At 71.9% G+C, this 15,547-nt stretch carries 13 protein-coding genes and 1 pseudogene; 10 read left to right on the forward strand and 4 right to left on the reverse strand.

The annotated features are described in order from the left end of the window. Positions 1 to 32 precede the first annotated feature (32 nt). Together ACIBQZ_RS12830 and ACIBQZ_RS12835 are read left to right on the forward strand one after the other, a co-directional pair. Positions 33 to 695 carry a DUF6230 family protein gene (locus tag ACIBQZ_RS12830; protein ID WP_396088741.1) on the forward strand — a complete coding sequence of 221 codons (663 nt, stop codon included), beginning with the start codon at positions 33 to 35 and terminating at the stop codon, positions 693 to 695. A gap of 29 nt (positions 696 to 724) precedes the next feature. Continuing rightward, a complete protein-coding gene (locus tag ACIBQZ_RS12835) occupies positions 725 to 1,459 on the forward strand; it encodes a hypothetical protein (protein ID WP_396088742.1) in 735 nt (244 codons plus the stop codon). Here the strand turns inward: ACIBQZ_RS12835 and ACIBQZ_RS12840 are convergent. Beyond that, the gene (locus ACIBQZ_RS12840) at positions 1,445 to 2,167 is read right to left on the reverse strand and encodes a TetR/AcrR family transcriptional regulator (protein ID WP_396088743.1); all 723 of its coding nucleotides are present in this window, start codon (positions 2,165 to 2,167) and stop codon (positions 1,445 to 1,447) included. The genes ACIBQZ_RS12835 and ACIBQZ_RS12840 overlap by 15 nt on opposite strands. Positions 2,168 to 2,369: 202 nt before the next feature. On the opposite strand from ACIBQZ_RS12840, the gene ACIBQZ_RS12845 reads away from it, so the two are divergent. The 3 genes from ACIBQZ_RS12845 (at position 2,370) to ACIBQZ_RS12855 (ending at position 5,601) form a co-directional block, all read left to right on the forward strand. Next, positions 2,370 to 2,915: an RICIN domain-containing protein gene (locus ACIBQZ_RS12845; protein ID WP_396088744.1), complete on the forward strand. Its 546-nt coding sequence runs from the start codon at positions 2,370 to 2,372 to the stop codon at positions 2,913 to 2,915. A gap of 152 nt (positions 2,916 to 3,067) precedes the next feature. Beyond that, the gene (locus ACIBQZ_RS12850; protein ID WP_396088745.1) at positions 3,068 to 4,141 is read left to right on the forward strand and encodes an FG-GAP repeat domain-containing protein; all 1,074 of its coding nucleotides are present in this window, start codon (positions 3,068 to 3,070) and stop codon (positions 4,139 to 4,141) included. A 350-nt stretch (positions 4,142 to 4,491) separates the two neighbouring features. After that, on the forward strand, positions 4,492 to 5,601 hold the full coding sequence (locus ACIBQZ_RS12855) for a pectinesterase family protein (protein ID WP_396088746.1): 1,110 nt from the start codon (positions 4,492 to 4,494) through the stop codon (positions 5,599 to 5,601). 21 nt (positions 5,602 to 5,622) lie between these two features. On the opposite strand, the gene ACIBQZ_RS12860 is transcribed toward ACIBQZ_RS12855, so the two are convergent. Next, entirely contained in the window at positions 5,623 to 6,522 is a 900-nt protein-coding gene (locus ACIBQZ_RS12860) for a hydroxymethylglutaryl-CoA lyase (RefSeq protein WP_396088747.1), read from the reverse strand. A 94-nt stretch (positions 6,523 to 6,616) separates the two neighbouring features. On the opposite strand from ACIBQZ_RS12860, the gene ACIBQZ_RS12865 reads away from it, so the two are divergent. Genes ACIBQZ_RS12865 through ACIBQZ_RS12885 form a run of 5 tightly spaced genes read left to right on the forward strand, consistent with a single transcriptional unit; the run spans position 6,617 to position 13,001 of the window. Continuing rightward, positions 6,617 to 7,258: a GntR family transcriptional regulator gene (locus ACIBQZ_RS12865; protein WP_396088748.1), complete on the forward strand. Its 642-nt coding sequence runs from the start codon at positions 6,617 to 6,619 to the stop codon at positions 7,256 to 7,258. Then, positions 7,255 to 8,448, forward strand: coding sequence for a CaiB/BaiF CoA transferase family protein (locus ACIBQZ_RS12870; protein ID WP_396088749.1), 1,194 nt, complete (start codon positions 7,255 to 7,257; stop codon positions 8,446 to 8,448). Before ACIBQZ_RS12865 ends, ACIBQZ_RS12870 begins: the two co-directional genes overlap by 4 nt. A gap of 8 nt (positions 8,449 to 8,456) precedes the next feature. Beyond that, positions 8,457 to 10,523 carry a hydantoinase/oxoprolinase family protein gene (locus tag ACIBQZ_RS12875; protein WP_396088750.1) on the forward strand — a complete coding sequence of 689 codons (2,067 nt, stop codon included), beginning with the start codon at positions 8,457 to 8,459 and terminating at the stop codon, positions 10,521 to 10,523. A 1-nt stretch (position 10,524) separates the two neighbouring features. Then, entirely contained in the window at positions 10,525 to 12,396 is a 1,872-nt protein-coding gene (locus ACIBQZ_RS12880; RefSeq protein ID WP_396088751.1) for a hydantoinase B/oxoprolinase family protein, read from the forward strand. Continuing rightward, the gene (locus ACIBQZ_RS12885) at positions 12,393 to 13,001 is read left to right on the forward strand and encodes an isochorismatase family protein (protein ID WP_396088752.1); all 609 of its coding nucleotides are present in this window, start codon (positions 12,393 to 12,395) and stop codon (positions 12,999 to 13,001) included. The genes ACIBQZ_RS12880 and ACIBQZ_RS12885 overlap by 4 nt, the downstream gene beginning before the upstream one ends. Positions 13,002 to 13,264: 263 nt before the next feature. On the opposite strand, the gene ACIBQZ_RS12890 is transcribed toward ACIBQZ_RS12885, so the two are convergent. Further along, on the reverse strand, positions 13,265 to 13,666 hold the full coding sequence (locus ACIBQZ_RS12890) for a transposase (protein WP_396088761.1): 402 nt from the start codon (positions 13,664 to 13,666) through the stop codon (positions 13,265 to 13,267). 7 nt (positions 13,667 to 13,673) lie between these two features. Further along, a pseudogene (locus ACIBQZ_RS12895) lies at positions 13,674 to 13,904 on the reverse strand (transposase family protein); the annotation flags it as partial. Positions 13,905 to 15,547 lie beyond the last annotated feature (1,643 nt).

The following is a 15,547-nucleotide window of genomic DNA, read 5'->3' on the forward strand; positions in this document are numbered from 1 at the left end:
CACCTTTTCTGGATCAAAGTGGGGGAGAGCCCATGCGCGATTGTCAATGTCCTGAGCATCGGCTGACCCGGTACGGCCGCACCCGCTGGCGCCGCTTCGGCCTGCTGGTCGGCCTCTGCGCGGCAACCGTCGGCGGGCTGCTCACGCTGATGTCCCACGGCGCGCTCGCCGCCTCGTTCTCGGTGTCCGGCCAGCAGTTCAAGGTCAGCGCCGACCAGCTCGTGGCGACCGGCTTCGTCCAGTACGGCACGGTCGACGCCCGGACCGAGCCCGGCGCCGGCTCGCCGCGGCCGGAACCGGTGGCGGTGTCGGCGATGAGGAACGCCACGCTGACCAACCTGTGCCAGTCGGTCGTCACCGACCTGGGTGACTTCGGCGCGGTCACCCTCAAGATCAGGGCGGGCACCGGTAAGGACCCGGTGACGGCCACCAACATGGTCATCGACATGAACGCGATGGACGGCAACGCCAAGTTCCAGGGCATGGAGATCGGCCGGGACGCCGCCACCCTCGACAAGGGACCGGTCAACGACCCCGCCGAGACCGCCCAGCGCCGCGAGGGCATGTTCAGCCAGCAGGCCGACAAGGTCACCATCACCGACCTCAAGCAGGTGGCCTGGGCGACGACCGCCGGCGAGTTCAACCTCACCGGCCTGTCGCTGCGGCTCAAGTGGGGCAAGGACGAGTGCGTCTGAGCGGTAATCCGCGATCAAAGGAGATCGAGATGGTTCGCACCCGTACCCGTACCGTCCGCCGGTCGGCGCTGGCCGTGACGGCCGTCGTCGCCGGCGCCGGCCTGGCGGCCTTCCCCGCCGGGCCCGCCCAGGCCGCGGCCGCCACCACGGTCGGCCCGGCCGGGCACAGCTGCACCGCCTCGCTGGTGCCCGGGACCACGGCGACCTTCCTGGTCGGCAGCACCACGGTCACCTGCAACCAGTCGGGCAACACCGGCGCCGTGCCGGCCGAGCCCGGCAACTCCAGCCCGGACGGCCCGGTGGTCTCGTCGCTGACCCCGGCCACGTTCGCCAACAACGGCGGGTCCTGTCCCACCAACGTGCTCTTCACGACCGCGCGCACGGTCTCCAACTCGACCAACGGCGACTGGACCATCGCGCTGCAGTACGACGAGGCGGGCTCGGTCGGCACCATGACCATCCCGCAGGCCGGCGTGGTCACCACCATCTCCGGCCTGGCGTCCTGCGTGGTCACGGTGGCGCCGGACGGCCCCGCGTCGATCAGCGGCCCGTGGCTGCCCGGCACCGAGGCCGGCGCCCCGGTGCTGGACTTCTCCGCGGGCGTGACGTTGCCGATCCGGGTGACCGGCGGGCTGACCTGCCCGACCGGCGCCACCACGGCCCGGTTCTCGGCGCGGTACGCGGTCACCGACACCACCGACACCACCCAGCAGATCACGGTCTCGGCCGGCGCGCCGCCGGTCGAGCCCTCACCCAGCGCGTAGCGCGGCCCATCCCGGTGTCCCGGCGGCCACCCGAGCGGCGGCCGCCGGGCCCAGGAACGGCACCACCACCAGGTAGGTCAGGTCGCCCAAGCGGGCCGGCAGCTCGGTGGTGCGGCCGGTGGACACGAAGTCGTAGATGACGCCGTACACGCCGGCGATGACCGCCTCCACCACCCCGTCCGGCACCGGCGGCGCCCCCGCCCGGCGCGGCGCCTCGGCGAAGAACACCGCGTAGGCGTCCAGCAGCTGCCGCCGGCAGGCCCGCGCCCGCGGCCCGGCGGCGAGCACCTCGACCACCGCCAGCGCGGCGAAGGCCGGCTCCGCCGCCAGGATCCGCAGCAGCGTGTCCAGGCCCCGGTGCATCCGCTGCGGCCAGCGGGCCGGGCGCGCGTACGCCACGGCGACGGACCTCTGCAGCAGCGTGACCCCGCGGTCGAAGGTGGCCAGGAAGCACGCCTCCTTGTCGGTGAAGTGCTGGTAGAAGGCGCGCGTGGACACTCCCGCGGCGGTGCACACCTCACCCAGCGAGGCGTTGGCGTAGCCGCGCTCGGCGACCGTCCGGGCCATCGCGTCGATCAGGCGGTCCCGCTGGGTCCGGCTGACGAATTCCCGGGTGAGATCGTGGCGCCCGCGCGGCAGCAGCCGGTCCGGATCGGTGGCCGACCGGGAGCCCGGAATGCGCTCGTCGGGATGCGCCGTCGAGGACACCGTCACCTTCTCTCGCCGTCCGGGGCGGGACTGTCGAATGGCCGCGGCACCGCTGTGGTCAGCCTAGACGAGACGCCGACGCGGGTGAACCGGCGCGACGCGATGGGTGATTCGCGCGGATGTCCACGATCGGAAATGGTGCTACGGATACCTTCTTGTCGGCTGTGGAATGAATGGTGAGGTCTTATGTGAAAGGTGTGTCATGTCTGTTCGCCGTACTGTTCTCTTCGCCGGGGCGCGGATGGTCGCCGCCGCCGCCGCGGCGGTCGCGGTCGCGGCGCCGGCGGGCCCGGCCCGGGCGGCGCCGGAGTTCCCGTTCCTGCGCGGGTTCCAGCTGGTCAACGTGCACAGCGGCAAGTGCCTCGCGATCGCCGGCGGCGGCACGGCCGACAACACCGCGGTGGTGCAGAGCGCGTGCCGCGAGGAGCGGGCCCACCTGTGGCGGATGCGCCTGGTGTCGCTGACCGGGCTGTTCCAGGTGCAGAACATCAAGAGCGGCCGGTGCCTCTCCGCGGCGGGCGGCGGGCGGGTCGTGCAGTACCGGTGCGACGACGCGCTCCCGCGCCGGTGGCGGCTCCGGGACGCCGGGCGTACGGGCTTCACGATCCGTGCCGCCACCAGCGGGCGGTGCCTGACCGTGGCCGGCGGCGGCCGGGCCGAGAACGCCGCCGTGGTCCTGGCCGGCTGCGGGCCCGCGCGCTCGCGGCGCTGGGACGCGCGCCTGATCGGCAGCACCGAGCGGGGCTGAACCGGCGGCGATCGTACCCCTTTCCCGCGCGCGCCGCCGGCTTTACCGGAGCTGGACGGCAAGCGGACTGAATGGTCGCGCCGGCGTTTTCCGGCGTTAGTTTTCTCCCGGCACCACACCATTCGGTCAGCATCATCGGAACGGGGAGAACAATGCTCAGGAACCGGCGCCTGCTGGCGCTCTCAGCGGTCACCGCAGTCACGATGGCCGTCCAGGTCGCGGCCCTTCCGGCGGCCGCCGCCCCGCCCGCGGGCGGCGGCTTCAGCGGCGTGGCCGGCGATTTCAACGGCGACGGCCGCGACGACATCGTCACCTTCACCCGGGGCCCGGCCGCCGACGTCTACGTGGCACTGTCGACGGGATCGTCGTTCGCCGGCACCGGCGTGAAATGGCATGACTTCTTCGCGGTGGGCACCGAGACGCCACTGGTCGGCGACTTCAACGGCGACAACAAGGACGACATCGCGACGTTCACCAAGGGCCCGGCCGCGGATGTGTACGTCGCGTTGTCGACCGGGTATTCGTTCGTCGGCACCGGGGTGAAATGGCATGACTTTTTCGCGGTGGGCTCGGAGACGCCGGCGGTCGGTGATTTCAACGGTGACAACAAGGACGACATTGCGACGTTCACCCGGGGTGCGGCGGCGGACGTGTACGTCGCGTTGTCCACCGGGTATTCGTTCGCCGGCACCGGGGTGAAATGGCATGACTTTTTCGCGGTGGGCTCGGAGACGCCGGCGGTCGGTGATTTCAACGGTGACAACAAGGACGACATCGTGACGTTCACCCGGGGTGCGGCGGCGGACGTGTACGTCGCGTTGTCCACCGGCCACTCGTTCGCCGGCACCGGGGTCAAGTGGCATGACTTCTTCGCCGTCGGCTCGGAGCTGGCCTCGGTCGGCGACTTCAACGGCGACCACCGGGACGACATCGTGACGTTCACCCGGGGCGGCTCCGCGGACGCGTACGTCGCCCTGTCCCGCGGGAGTTACTTCGCCGGCACCGGCGTGAAGTGGCACGACTTCTTCGCCGTCGGCACCGAGATCCCCGGCACCGGCGACTTCACCGGCGACGGCCGCACCGACATCGCGACGTTCACCCGGGGCCCGGCCGCCGACGTGTACGTGGCCCGGTCCACCGGCCGGCGCTTCGTCGGCACCGGCGTGAAGTGGCACGACTTCTTCGCCGTGGGCGCCGAGATCCCGCAGCCGGGCATCCTCTGGTAGCGCTGGTAGCGCCGTTTGCACCAGCGAGGCTGGTCGCGCTGGTCGCGCTGGTCGCGCTGGTCGCGCTGGTCGCGCTGGTCGCGCTGGTCGCGCTGGTCGCGCTGGTCGCGCTGGTTGCGCTGGTTGCGCTGGTTGCGCTGGTTGCGCTGGTCGCGCTGGTCGCGCTGGTCGCGCTGGTAGCGCTGGTTGCGCCAGCGAGGCCGGTGGCGCCGGTTGCGCCGTATGGAAAGAGCCGGGCCGGCACACGGCCCGGCTCGGTCCGCGCCCAGGCATTGACGGACGTGGTTCCGGCTTCTACGGTCGGCGGGAAAGCGCTTACCTCTAGCGCTCCGTCCCCGGCAGGAGTCCTCATGGATCGCCGAACCCTGATCAGGCTCGCGGCGAGCTCCGGCGCGGCGCTCGCCGCCGGAGCCGTCACCGGCGGCCCCGCCCAGGCCGCCCCGGCCGCCTCCGCCCGGTCCGGTTCCCGCAGCGCCCCGGCCGCTTCCGCCCGATCCGGTGACCGCAGCACCGTGGCCGCGGACGGCAGCGGTGACTTCGTTTCCATCCAGGCGGCGGTCGACGCCGTGCCGGCCGGCCGGACCGAGCGCTTCACCATCAACGTCGAGCCCGGCACCTACCCCGGCCAGGTGATCATCCCCGCCGACAAGCCGAACATCCTGCTGCGCGGCCGGGGCACCCGCCCGGAGCAGGTGGTGATCACCGACGATCGGGCCAACGGCACGCCGCGCCCGGACGGCGGCACCTGGGGCACCTCGGGCAGCGCCTCGGTCACCGTGGACGGCGCCGGTTTCGCGGCCCGCAACCTGACCTTCGGGAACTCGTTCGACGAGGCGGCGCACCCGGAGATCACCGGGCGGCAGGCGGTGGCCGTGCTGACCCGGGCCGACCGCATCGAGTTCGACACCGTGCGGTTCCTCGGCAACCAGGACACGCTCTATCTCAACAGCCGCGCCGCGGACGTGCCGGCCCGGATCTACCTGCGCCGCTGCTACGTCGAGGGGGACGTGGACTTCATCTTCGGCCGCGGCACGGCCGCCTTCGACCGGTGCCGGATCCACGCGCTCGACCGGGGATCGGCCACCAACAACGGGTACGTGACGGCGCCGAGCACCAGCATCACCAACCCGTACGGGCTGCTCTTCGCCGGGTGCGCGTTCACCTCGGATGCGCCGGCGGCGAGCGTCTACCTGGGCCGGCCCTGGCACCCCAGCCAGGACCCGAACGCGATCGGCCAGACCGTCATCCGCGATTCGTGGCTCGGCGCGCACGTGGGGCCGACCCCGTGGAGCGACTTCGGCACCTGGCCCTGGCGGGACGCGCGGTTCGCCGAATACCACAACTGGGGGCCGGGCGCGCTGGTCACGCCGGACCGCCCGCAGCTCACCCGGGAGGAGGCGGCCGGCCTCACCGTGGCCGCGTTCCTCGCCGGCGCCGACGGCTGGTCGCCGCAGTGCTGAGCGCCTCGCGCTGATCCGGGATCACCCGGGCGGGAACACTCCCGCCCGCGCCAGCTGCCCCGGCACCTCGTGCCCGAGCAGCCCGCCCAGCCGGGCGCCCAGCGGCAGCAGCGGTGCGACGTCCACCCCGGTGTCGTACCCGCTGCGGCCGAGCAGATACACCAGGTCCTCCGTGGCGATGTTCCCGGTGGCGTCCGGCGCGAACGGGCACCCGCCGATGCCGCCGGCGCTGCTGTCCAGCGCCACCGGGCCGGCCCCGGCCAGCTCGGCCGCCGTGATCGCGTTGGCGTAGCCGGTGTTGCGGGTGTTGTGGAAATGCCACCGCAGCGGCACCCCGGGCGCCTCGGCCGCCGCCACCGCCGCCAGCTCCCGCACCTGCGCCGGCACCCCGACCCCGATGGTGTCCGCCAGCGCCAGCTCGTCCGGCTGGGCCTGCAGGCACCCCGCGATGACCTCGCGGACCCGCGCCACCGGCACCTCGCCGGAGAACGGGCACCCGAACGCCGCCGCCACGGTGACCGTGGTGCGCAGCCCGGCGGCCTTCGCCCGGGCCGCGATCCGGTGCCAGGCCACGATCCCCTCGGCCGTGCCGACGCCCTGGTTGCGCTCGCTGAACGGGTCCGTGGCGACCACCACGACGTTCACCTCGTCCATGCCGGCGGCGATGGCCCGGTCGAGCCCGCGCTCGTTGAGCACCAGCCCGATCCACGAGACCTCGCCGCGGGGCAGCCGCGCGGCGAGCGCCTCGGCGTCGGCCAGCTGCGGCACCCGCTTGGGGTTGACGAAGCTGGTCGCCTCGATCCGGCGCAGGCCGCCGGCCACCAGCGTCGTGATGAGCGCCAGCTTGTCGTCGGTGGCCACCGGCACGGCCTCGTTCTGCAGCCCGTCGCGCGGGGAGACCTCCACGATCGAAACGCTCATTGCATACAACCTGTCGACATCGTGGACACCTCTCTTGCGCAAACACCCGATCGATGACAAGGATTGCATGCAATCGAGCGGAACGGGAGGCCCGGTGCGACCAGCAGCGGAACAGGCGGCGCAGGCCCTGCGGGAGGAGATCCTCTCCGGGGCGATCGCGTCCGGAGCCCGGCTCGGCGAGGCCGAACTGGCCGGCCGGCTGCGGGTGAGCCGCACGCCGATCCGCGAGGCGCTGACCCGGCTGGCCGCCGAGGGCCTGGTCGAGCTCCAGCCCAACCGCGGCGCCCGGGTGGCGAGCTGGTCCACCGACGAACTGCGGGAGATCTTCGACCTGCGGCTGCGGCTGGAGCCGTACGCGGTCCGCCTGGCCGTCCCGAAGCTCGCCGCCGCCGAGCTGGACGAGCTGCAGGAGCTGGCCGAGCTGATGCTGCGGACCGGCCGGCCGGGCCGCCGGCAGGACCTGACCCCCATCGTCGAGGCGAACCGGCGGTTCCACGGCCTGTTCATCGAGGCGGCCGGCTCGCCGCCGCTGGCGGCCGCGCTGCGCGGGGTCACCCACGCCGCGGTCGTCCACCAGAACTTCCACGACTACAGCCCGGAGGCGCTCCAGCGCAGCTTGCACCACCACGTCGAGATGGTCGCCGCCGCGCGGGCCGGCGACGGCGACTGGGCCGAGGCGATCATGCGCGCCCACCTCTACAACGCCCGCGCCACGATGATCGGGGTCCCGTCATGAACCTTCCGTTGGACGATCTGCGCGTGGTGGAGTTCGGGCAGCTGCTGGCCGGGCCGTTCTGCGGGCAGCTGCTGGGCGACTTCGGCGCCGAGGTGATCAAGGTCGAGGACCCCGGCAAGGGCGACCCGATGCGCGAGTGGGGCCGGGAGAAGCCGCACGGCAAGTCGCTGTGGTGGCCGGTGGTGGCCCGCAACAAGAAGTCGATCACCTGCAACCTGCGCGACCCGCGCGGCCAGGAGCTCATCCGCCGGCTCGTCGACACCGCCGACATCGTGGTGGAGAACTTCCGGCCCGGCACCCTGGAACGCTGGGGGATGAGCCCGGAGACGCTCTGGCGCACCAACCCCGGGCTGATCATCACCCGGGTCACCGGCTACGGCCAGACCGGACCCTACGCCGGGCGGGCCGGCTTCGGCTCGATCGGCGAGGCGATGGGCGGCATCCGGTACGTGATGGGCGAGCCGGACGGCCCCCCGGTGCGCGCCGGCATCTCGCTCGGCGACTCCCTGGCCGCCGTCTACGCCTGCCTCGGCACCCTGGTCGCGGTGCACAGCCGCAGCCGCACCGGCCGCGGCCAGGTGGTCGACTCGGCCATCTACGAGGCGGTGCTGGCGATGATGGAGTCGCTGCTGCCCGAGTGGTCGGTCGCCGGCTACCAGCGCGAGCGCACCGGCGCCACCCTGCCGAACGTCTCGCCGAGCAACGTCTACCCGACCGGCGACGGCGACCTGATCCTCATCGCCGCCAACCAGGACACGGTGTTCGGCCGGCTGGCGGCCGCCATGGGCGAGCCGGAACTGGCCCGGGACCCCCGGTACGCCACCCACTCGGCGCGCGGTGCGGCGATGGCCGAGCTCGACGACCACATCGCCCGGTGGACCGCCACGATCGGCGCCGAGCAGCTGCTCGAGACCCTGCACGGCAACGGGGTGCCGGCCGGCCGGATCTTCCGGGCCAAGGACATGTTCGCCGACCCGCACTTCGCGGCCCGCGAGGCGATCGTCCGGGTGCCGCACCCGGACTTCGGCGAGCTGCCCATGCAGAACGCGACCCCGCGGCTGTCCGCGACCCCCGGCGCCGTCCGCACCGCCGGGCCGGCCCTCGGGGAGCACAACGACGAGATCTACGGCGGACTGATCGGACTGGACGGCAAGGAGCAGGTGCGCTTGCGCGCTGACGGAATCATCTGAGGAGCGACATGTCATATCGACTCGGCGTGGATGTCGGCGGAACCTTCACCGACGTGTTACTGGTAGACGAGGAATCCGGATCCACCTGGCGGGCCAAGACCGCCTCGACGCCGAGCGATCAGTCGATCGGGGTGCTGCACGGCATCGACAAGGTGTGCGCGGAAGCGGGCGTGGCCCGCGGCGACATCGCGCACGTCCTGCACGGCACCACCGTCGCGACCAACGCGATCCTGGAGGGCAAGGGCGCCACGGTCGGGCTGGTGACCACCCGCGGCTTCCGGCAGGTGCTGCAGATCGCCCGCTCCTTCGTGCCCGGCGGGCTGGCCGGCTGGATCATCTGGCCCAAGCCGGAACCGCTCGCGGCGCTGGAGAACACTGTGGAGGCTCCCGAGCGGATCGGCAGCGACGGCAGCGTCGTGCTCGAGCTGGACGAGGAGGCCACCCGGCAGGCGCTGCGGGCGCTGCGCGCCAACGGCGTCGAGGCCCTGGCGGTCTCGCTCATCAACGCCTTCGCCGACGACCGGCACGAGCGCCGGATCGCCGAGCTCGCCGCCGAGGAGCTGCCCGGCGTCGAGGTCTCGCTCTCCAGCGTGGTGCTGCCGGAGATGCGGGAGTACGAGCGCGCGCTGACCACTGTGGCCAACGGCTACGTGCAGCCGCAGGTCGCCCGGTACGTCGCGAACCTCTCGGCCCAGCTGGCCCGGGAGGGCGTACCCGGGGAACTGTCGATCCTGCGCAGCGACGGCGGCCTCTCCTCGGCCGACGCCGCCATCTCCGCCCCCGTCACCATGCTGCTCTCCGGCCCGGCCGGCGGGGTCACCGGCGCGGTCTGGATCGCCGAGCAGTCCGGGCACACCGAGCTGATCACGTTCGACATGGGCGGCACCTCGACCGACGTGGCGCTGGTGCGCGGCGGCACGGCCCGGATCGGCCGGGAGACCAAGGTCGGCGACCTCACGGTACGGGCGTCCGCCGTCGACGTGCGCACGGTCGGCGCGGGCGGCGGCTCCATCGCCCACGTCCCGCAGCTCACCAAGGCGCTGCGGGTCGGCCCCCGGTCCGCCGGCGCCGAGCCCGGACCGGCCGCGTACGGCAAGGGCGGCACCGAACCCACGGTGACCGACGCCAACGTGGTGCTCGGCTACCTGCCGTCCGCGCTGGCCGGCGGCGAGATCACCCTCGACCGGGAGGCCGCCCGCGCGGCCGTGCAGACCGTGGCCGACGCGATGGGCCTGCCCAGCGCCGAGGCCGCCGCGGCCGGGATCATCGACATCGTCAACGAGAACATGCTCGGCGGGCTGCGCCTGGTCAGCGTGCAGCAGGGCTTCGACCCCCGGGACTTCGCGCTGGTCGCCTTCGGCGGCGCCGGGCCGCTGCACGCCAACGCGCTCGGCCGGCTCACCGGGGCCTGGCCGGTGATCGTGCCGCCGTCGCCCGGGGTGCTCTGCGCGCTGGGCGACGCCACCACCTCCGCCCGCGACGAGTCGGCCCGCACGGTGCTGCGCAAGCTCGACGAGCTGGACGCCACCGAGCTGCGGACGGTCTTCGGCGAGCTGGCCGAGGCCGCCTCGCAGCGGCTGGTCGCCCAGGGCGTACCGGCGAGCGCGCACACCACCACCTACTCGGCCGACCTGCGGTTCGTCGGGCAGGGCAACGAGCTGGCCGTCATCTTCGACGCGGACCTGCTGGCCGCGGCGGACGGGCCCGCCCAGCTGGCCCGGCAGTTCGACGCCGAGCACGAGCGGCTCTTCTCGTTCACGCTGCCCGCCGGGCACGAGCTGGTGAACGCGCGGGCCACCGTCACCGGGCCGCGGCCACGGGTCGCCCCGATCCGGCTGGAGGCGGGCGACGGCGACGCCACCGCCGCCCGCACCGGCGAGACCCGGATCTACGTCGACGGCGGCTTCGTCGACGCCGGCCTCTACGACCGGCTGAAGCTGCGCGCGGGGGACGTCGTGCCCGGCCCCGCCATCGTGGTCGAGATGGACTCGACCACCCTCGTGCTCCCCGGGCACACCGCGACCGCCGACGCCGGCGGCAGTCTGCTCATCCGCCCCAGCGCTACGGAGGCCTGAGATGGCAACGATCGTCGAGCCGAACAGCACCCCGGTCCCGCGCGTCGAGGTCGACCCGGTGACCCTCGACCTGGTCGAGAACGGCCTGCGCAACGCCCGGTACGAGATGGACGAGGTGCTGTTCCGCACCGCGCTCTCGCCCGGCATCCGCGAGCAGCACGACGAGTTCCCGCTGATCGCCGACCCGGCCGGCAAGATGGTGGTGGGCCAGTTCGGACTGTCCATCCCGGACTTCCTGGCCGGCTTCGACGGTGAGATCCGCGAGGGCGACGTCCTGCTCACCTCCGACCCGTACGCGTGCGGCGCCGCGATCAGCCACGCCAACGACTGGCTGGTGGTGCTGCCGATCTTCGTCGACGGACGGGTGGTCGGCTGGGCGTCGATGTTCGGGCACATGTCCGACGTGGGCGGCAAGACGCCGTCCTCGATGCCCACCGACGCGCGCACCATCTACGAGGAAGGCGTGGTGATCCCGCCGTTCAAGCTCTACGCCGAGGGCCGGATCAACGAGGACGCCCTGCGGATCATCCTGAACCAGGTGCGGGTGCCGGACTGGAACCGCGCCGACCTCAACGGGCTGGTCGCCGCCTGCCGCACGGCCGCCCGGCGGGTGCAGGAGATGTGCGCCCGGTTCGGGGTCGACACGTACCTGTCCGCGCTGGACGCGCTGCTGCAGCGCAACCACGACGCGATGAAGGCCCTGCTGCACCTGGTCTTCGCCGAGGGCCGGACGCTGTCGTTCACCGACTACATCTGCGACGACGGCGTCGGCTTCGGCCCGTACGAGCTGAAGCTGTCACTCACCCGCACCGGCGACAAGGTGCACCTGGACTTCACCGGCTCGTCGCCGCAGGCGCAGGGGCCGATCAACTACTACCTCAACGAGAACCTGGCCCGGATGTTCTTCGGCATCTACATGATCACCGTGGCCGACCCGCAGATCCTCTGGAACGACGGCTTCTACCCGCTGATCGACGTCACGATCCCGGACGGCTCCTACTGGAAACCCAAGCATCCGGCCGCCCTCAACGCCCGCAACCACGGCATCGGCCGGGTCTTCGACCTGTTCGGCGGCCTGCTCGGGCAGACCAACCCGGCGCTGCTCAACGCCGCCGGCTTCTCGTCGTCGCCGCACTTCATGTACTCCGGCACCTACTCCGGCGGCGACCGCAAGGGCGAGTGGTTCCAGCTCTACTCGATCGGCTTCGGTGGCATCCCCGGCCGGCCGCTGGGCGACGGCCCGGACGGGCACTCGCTGTGGCCCAGCTTCGTCAACATCCCCTGCGAGTTCCTGGAATCGTATTACCCGCTGCGGATCGAGAAGTGGGAGACCATCGCCGACACCGGCGGCGCGGGCCTGCACCGCGGCGGCAACGGCGTGGACGTCGCCTACAACTTCCTGGAACCGGGCACCATCGCCATCCACGACGACCGCTGGCTGATGTACCCGTGGGGCGTCAACGGCGGCGAGCCGGGCGCCCGCGGCCGCAAGTGGATCGACCGCGTGGACGGCACCCGGGAGATCCTGCCGAGCAAGTGCCACGACGTCCCGGTCCGCCCCGGCGACGTGCTGCACTTCGTGACCTGGGGCGGCGGCGGCTGGGGCGACCCGCTGGAACGCGACCCGGCCCTGGTCGGCCTGGAGGTCCGGCGCGGCCTGGTGACGCCCGACGGCGCCCGGCGCTACGGTGTCGTGGTGGACGAGCACGGGACGCCGGACCCGGCCGCGACCGAGGAACTGCGGGCGCGGCTGCGCACCGAGCGCCCGGACGAGCTGCCGGTCTTCGACAAGGGCCCGGACCTGGACACGATCCTGGCCCGGTGCCTGGAGGAAACCGGCCTGCCGGCGCCGACCCGGCCCGTCTGGGCATGACGTCACCGTTCGGTGGCCGGCTGGGCTGGGGCAGCCGCCCCGCCCTGCTGGTCATCGACATGATGCGGGCGTACTTCACCCCGGGAAGCCCGTTCGACCTGGGCTCCCGGGCAGCGGTGGAAGGATGCGCGACCCTGCTGGCGGCGGCCCGCACTGCCGGCGTACCGGTCCTGCACACCCGGGTGCGCTATGCACCCGGATGCGCGGACGGCGGCCTGTTCGTCCGCAAGGTGCCCAGCCTGGCCCTGCTCGCCGAGGGCGCCGGCCCCCTCGGCGAATTCGTCCCGGAACTGACCCCCGCCCCCGGCGAACCGGTAGTGACAAAGCAGTACGCATCAGCATTCTTCGGCACATCCCTGGCCGCAACCCTGACCGCAGCCGGCATCAACACCACAGTGATCGCCGGCGTCTCCACATCAGGCTGCATCCGAGCAACCGCAACAGACGCCATGCAACACGGCTTCCACCCCATCGTGGTAGCCGACGCCTGCGGCGACCGCACCCCGGAAGCACACAACGCAAACCTGTACGACCTGGGCGCCAAATACGCGGACATCACCACAGTCGCCGAGGCGGTGGAAAGAATTTCGGCAGCCGGCGGATGAGATCGGGCTCACGCAGACCCGTCCCGGGTGGTGCCCGCGCAACACCCCTGGCTCATCCGGCTGCACCTCCCGGCCCGTTTCACCCGCCCGGCGCCACCGCCGATCGCGGCGCTCGAGCCGACGCTGTCATGACCCACCTGCACGACCACACCGACGATCGACATCTCATCGGAGTCGGGAGGTCACCCGGCTCATGACACGTCGGCGAGCGGGCGCGAAGCAGCCACCTCCCGCCCGATCCCGGCGGACCCTATTCCGCAGGGTCATTGCGTTCTCGGGTTGCTGCTGATCACGGCGGTGATGAGGTCGTGGGGGCGGCGGTTGGCGCGTCGGGTGGCGCGGGCGATGTTGGTGTCGCCGCTGGTCCGGTGGAAGCCGATCGCGGTGTTACGCAGTGTGGCCATGACGGCGGGGCCGTTGCCGGTCCGGGCTTGCTGCGAGTCTTCACAGAACGTTACATCCCGGACGTAGTGCACGAGATTTTCGATGAGCCACTCGCGCCGGATCCATTCCTGTAGGTCGACCGGGTGGGCGTCGGCGGCGGGCAGGGAGATGGTCAGGTAGGCGGTTTCGCGGGTGGTCTTGCCGGTGCGGGTGATGGTGCGGGTTCGGGTGATCCGGATGGCCTGCTCGGCGTGCGGGAAGCCGGGCCCGGGCGATGTCATCCAGATCGTGTAGCCAGTCCGCGATCGCGGCGACCGAGCTGGCACCAGCCATGACCGCGCAGACCGCGACCGCGAGGAGCCCGGTCAGGGGGTAGCGCAGACCGCGCGGGCTGCGCGGGTCCGGCATCGCGGTCAACGCGTCCAGCAGCCGAGCTTGTTCACCCTCGGTTATCGGGCGGGCGGGTGTATCGGTGGGGGCGGCGACTGCGGACAGTACCTGGATCGGGCATGCTGACATCGCGGGTGAGGTCCTCGAAGGTGCCGTGGCTGTGTGAGAACTCCATGATCACCTGAGTGACCTCACCCGTCCCAGCCGCCTCCACAAGGGCCGATCAACCCGCATAACCCCAGTTCAAACCGCCGCCGGGCGAACACGCAATAGCCCTGCCCTATTCCGGCATGGAGCGGCGCCTCCTGTGTCATCAAGGCGCCGGTAACAAGAAGGCACCGTTCGTTTGACAGACCAGGGCGGATTCACCGAGCAAATGCGGAGGCATGCACATTTCTCGCAGCCGCAAGTAACGGATCCGATCGACCCGGCACCGTTCGCCTGGAACCATTGTCGGGCCGAATGGCGATATCTTCCGGCCGATCTCGGTGGGCCACGCGGGCTGGCCGCTGTCGCATGCATTGCCGACATTCGGCCGCTCGCCGGCACTGGGACAGTCCGCACCGAGGGCGCGCGGACACCATGGCCCGTGCCCTCCGATGCGGGTCGAGACGGTCGTGGTGCTGGGCAATCGGTAGCAGTGGTTTGCACGGTGGGCCGGGGCGCAGCGGCATTGGTGGTGGGCCGTGGTGATTGGGGCGTTGGGCGGTCAGCGGTGGCGGCTCGGGTGATCGACCTGGGCTCAGCGTGGGTGTCTCGTTCGGCAGGTAGCGCCGGTTGGGGTGTGGGATGGCCAGCGGCGGCGCCTCGCGCGATCGGCTGCGGCACGTCTTCATCGGCGATGGTTCGCCCGGCGGGCCGAGACCGCCGGGACCCAACGGCATCGAGTGCGGTTGTTGGTCTGGTGTCGGTTGTTGGTCTGGTGTCGGTTGTTGGTCTGGTGTCGGTTGTTGGTCTGGTCCCGGTTGTTGGTCTGGTGTCGGTTGCTGGTCTGGTCCCGGTCCCTGGCCTGGTCCCGTGACCACCGCCGCGCCCCGTCCCACCGCCCGGCGCGCCTGTGGGCCCGGGGCCAGCTGTGGGTGTGGCGGCGGGTGCGGGGCGCGGCGAGCGCGGCTCGGCGGACTCCGGCAGCGTGGGCTTCCGTGTCCGGCTACCCGGGTTGTCCCGGCTGATCACGGCCTCGCCGCCCGGCGCCGGGCACGGTCGCGAGTCAGTCGGCGGGGTTTCGGACGACCGGCCTGGCGTCCGGGAACGTGGCGGATGCTGCCCGGTTGCCGAGGGCCGGGAATCACGCGGCCTCTCCCGCAACTGACGCAGGCGCTCGGCGTGGCGCTGAGCCAAACCCCAGGCGCGATGGCGCTCGTGCTCGCGGCGGAACTCCTCGCGCTCGCGTGAGTAACCGCGGGCCTTCGTGCGGTCGCGCATCGCGGCCACCTCGGTCGCAGTGAACAATTGAAGCTGCCCCATGGAACCATTTTCTCGCCGCCGGGTGACATTTTTGGCCCTCGGCTCAGGGGTGGATCGTGCCAATTCATCGCGTCGCAGAAATGCATTCGTGCGACACGTCGATGACCTTCCGAATGAGATCAATCCGGACCGAAATGCGCAGTATGATCGGTGCGCGGGCTATCGGGGGAGGGTGGTTCGGCCAGATCTTGGAGCATGGGTGTTAGCTCCGGAGTCTTTTGCATGGCTGTTGTGATGATCGATCGCCATCCCCCGGACGGGCGACACGCTTCTGCCGCGCCGAAACGGCCGCGCCAAGCATTGCC

The organism is Actinoplanes sp. NPDC049599 (genome assembly GCF_044465625.1).
Taxonomy (GTDB): domain Bacteria; phylum Actinomycetota; class Actinomycetes; order Mycobacteriales; family Micromonosporaceae; genus Actinoplanes.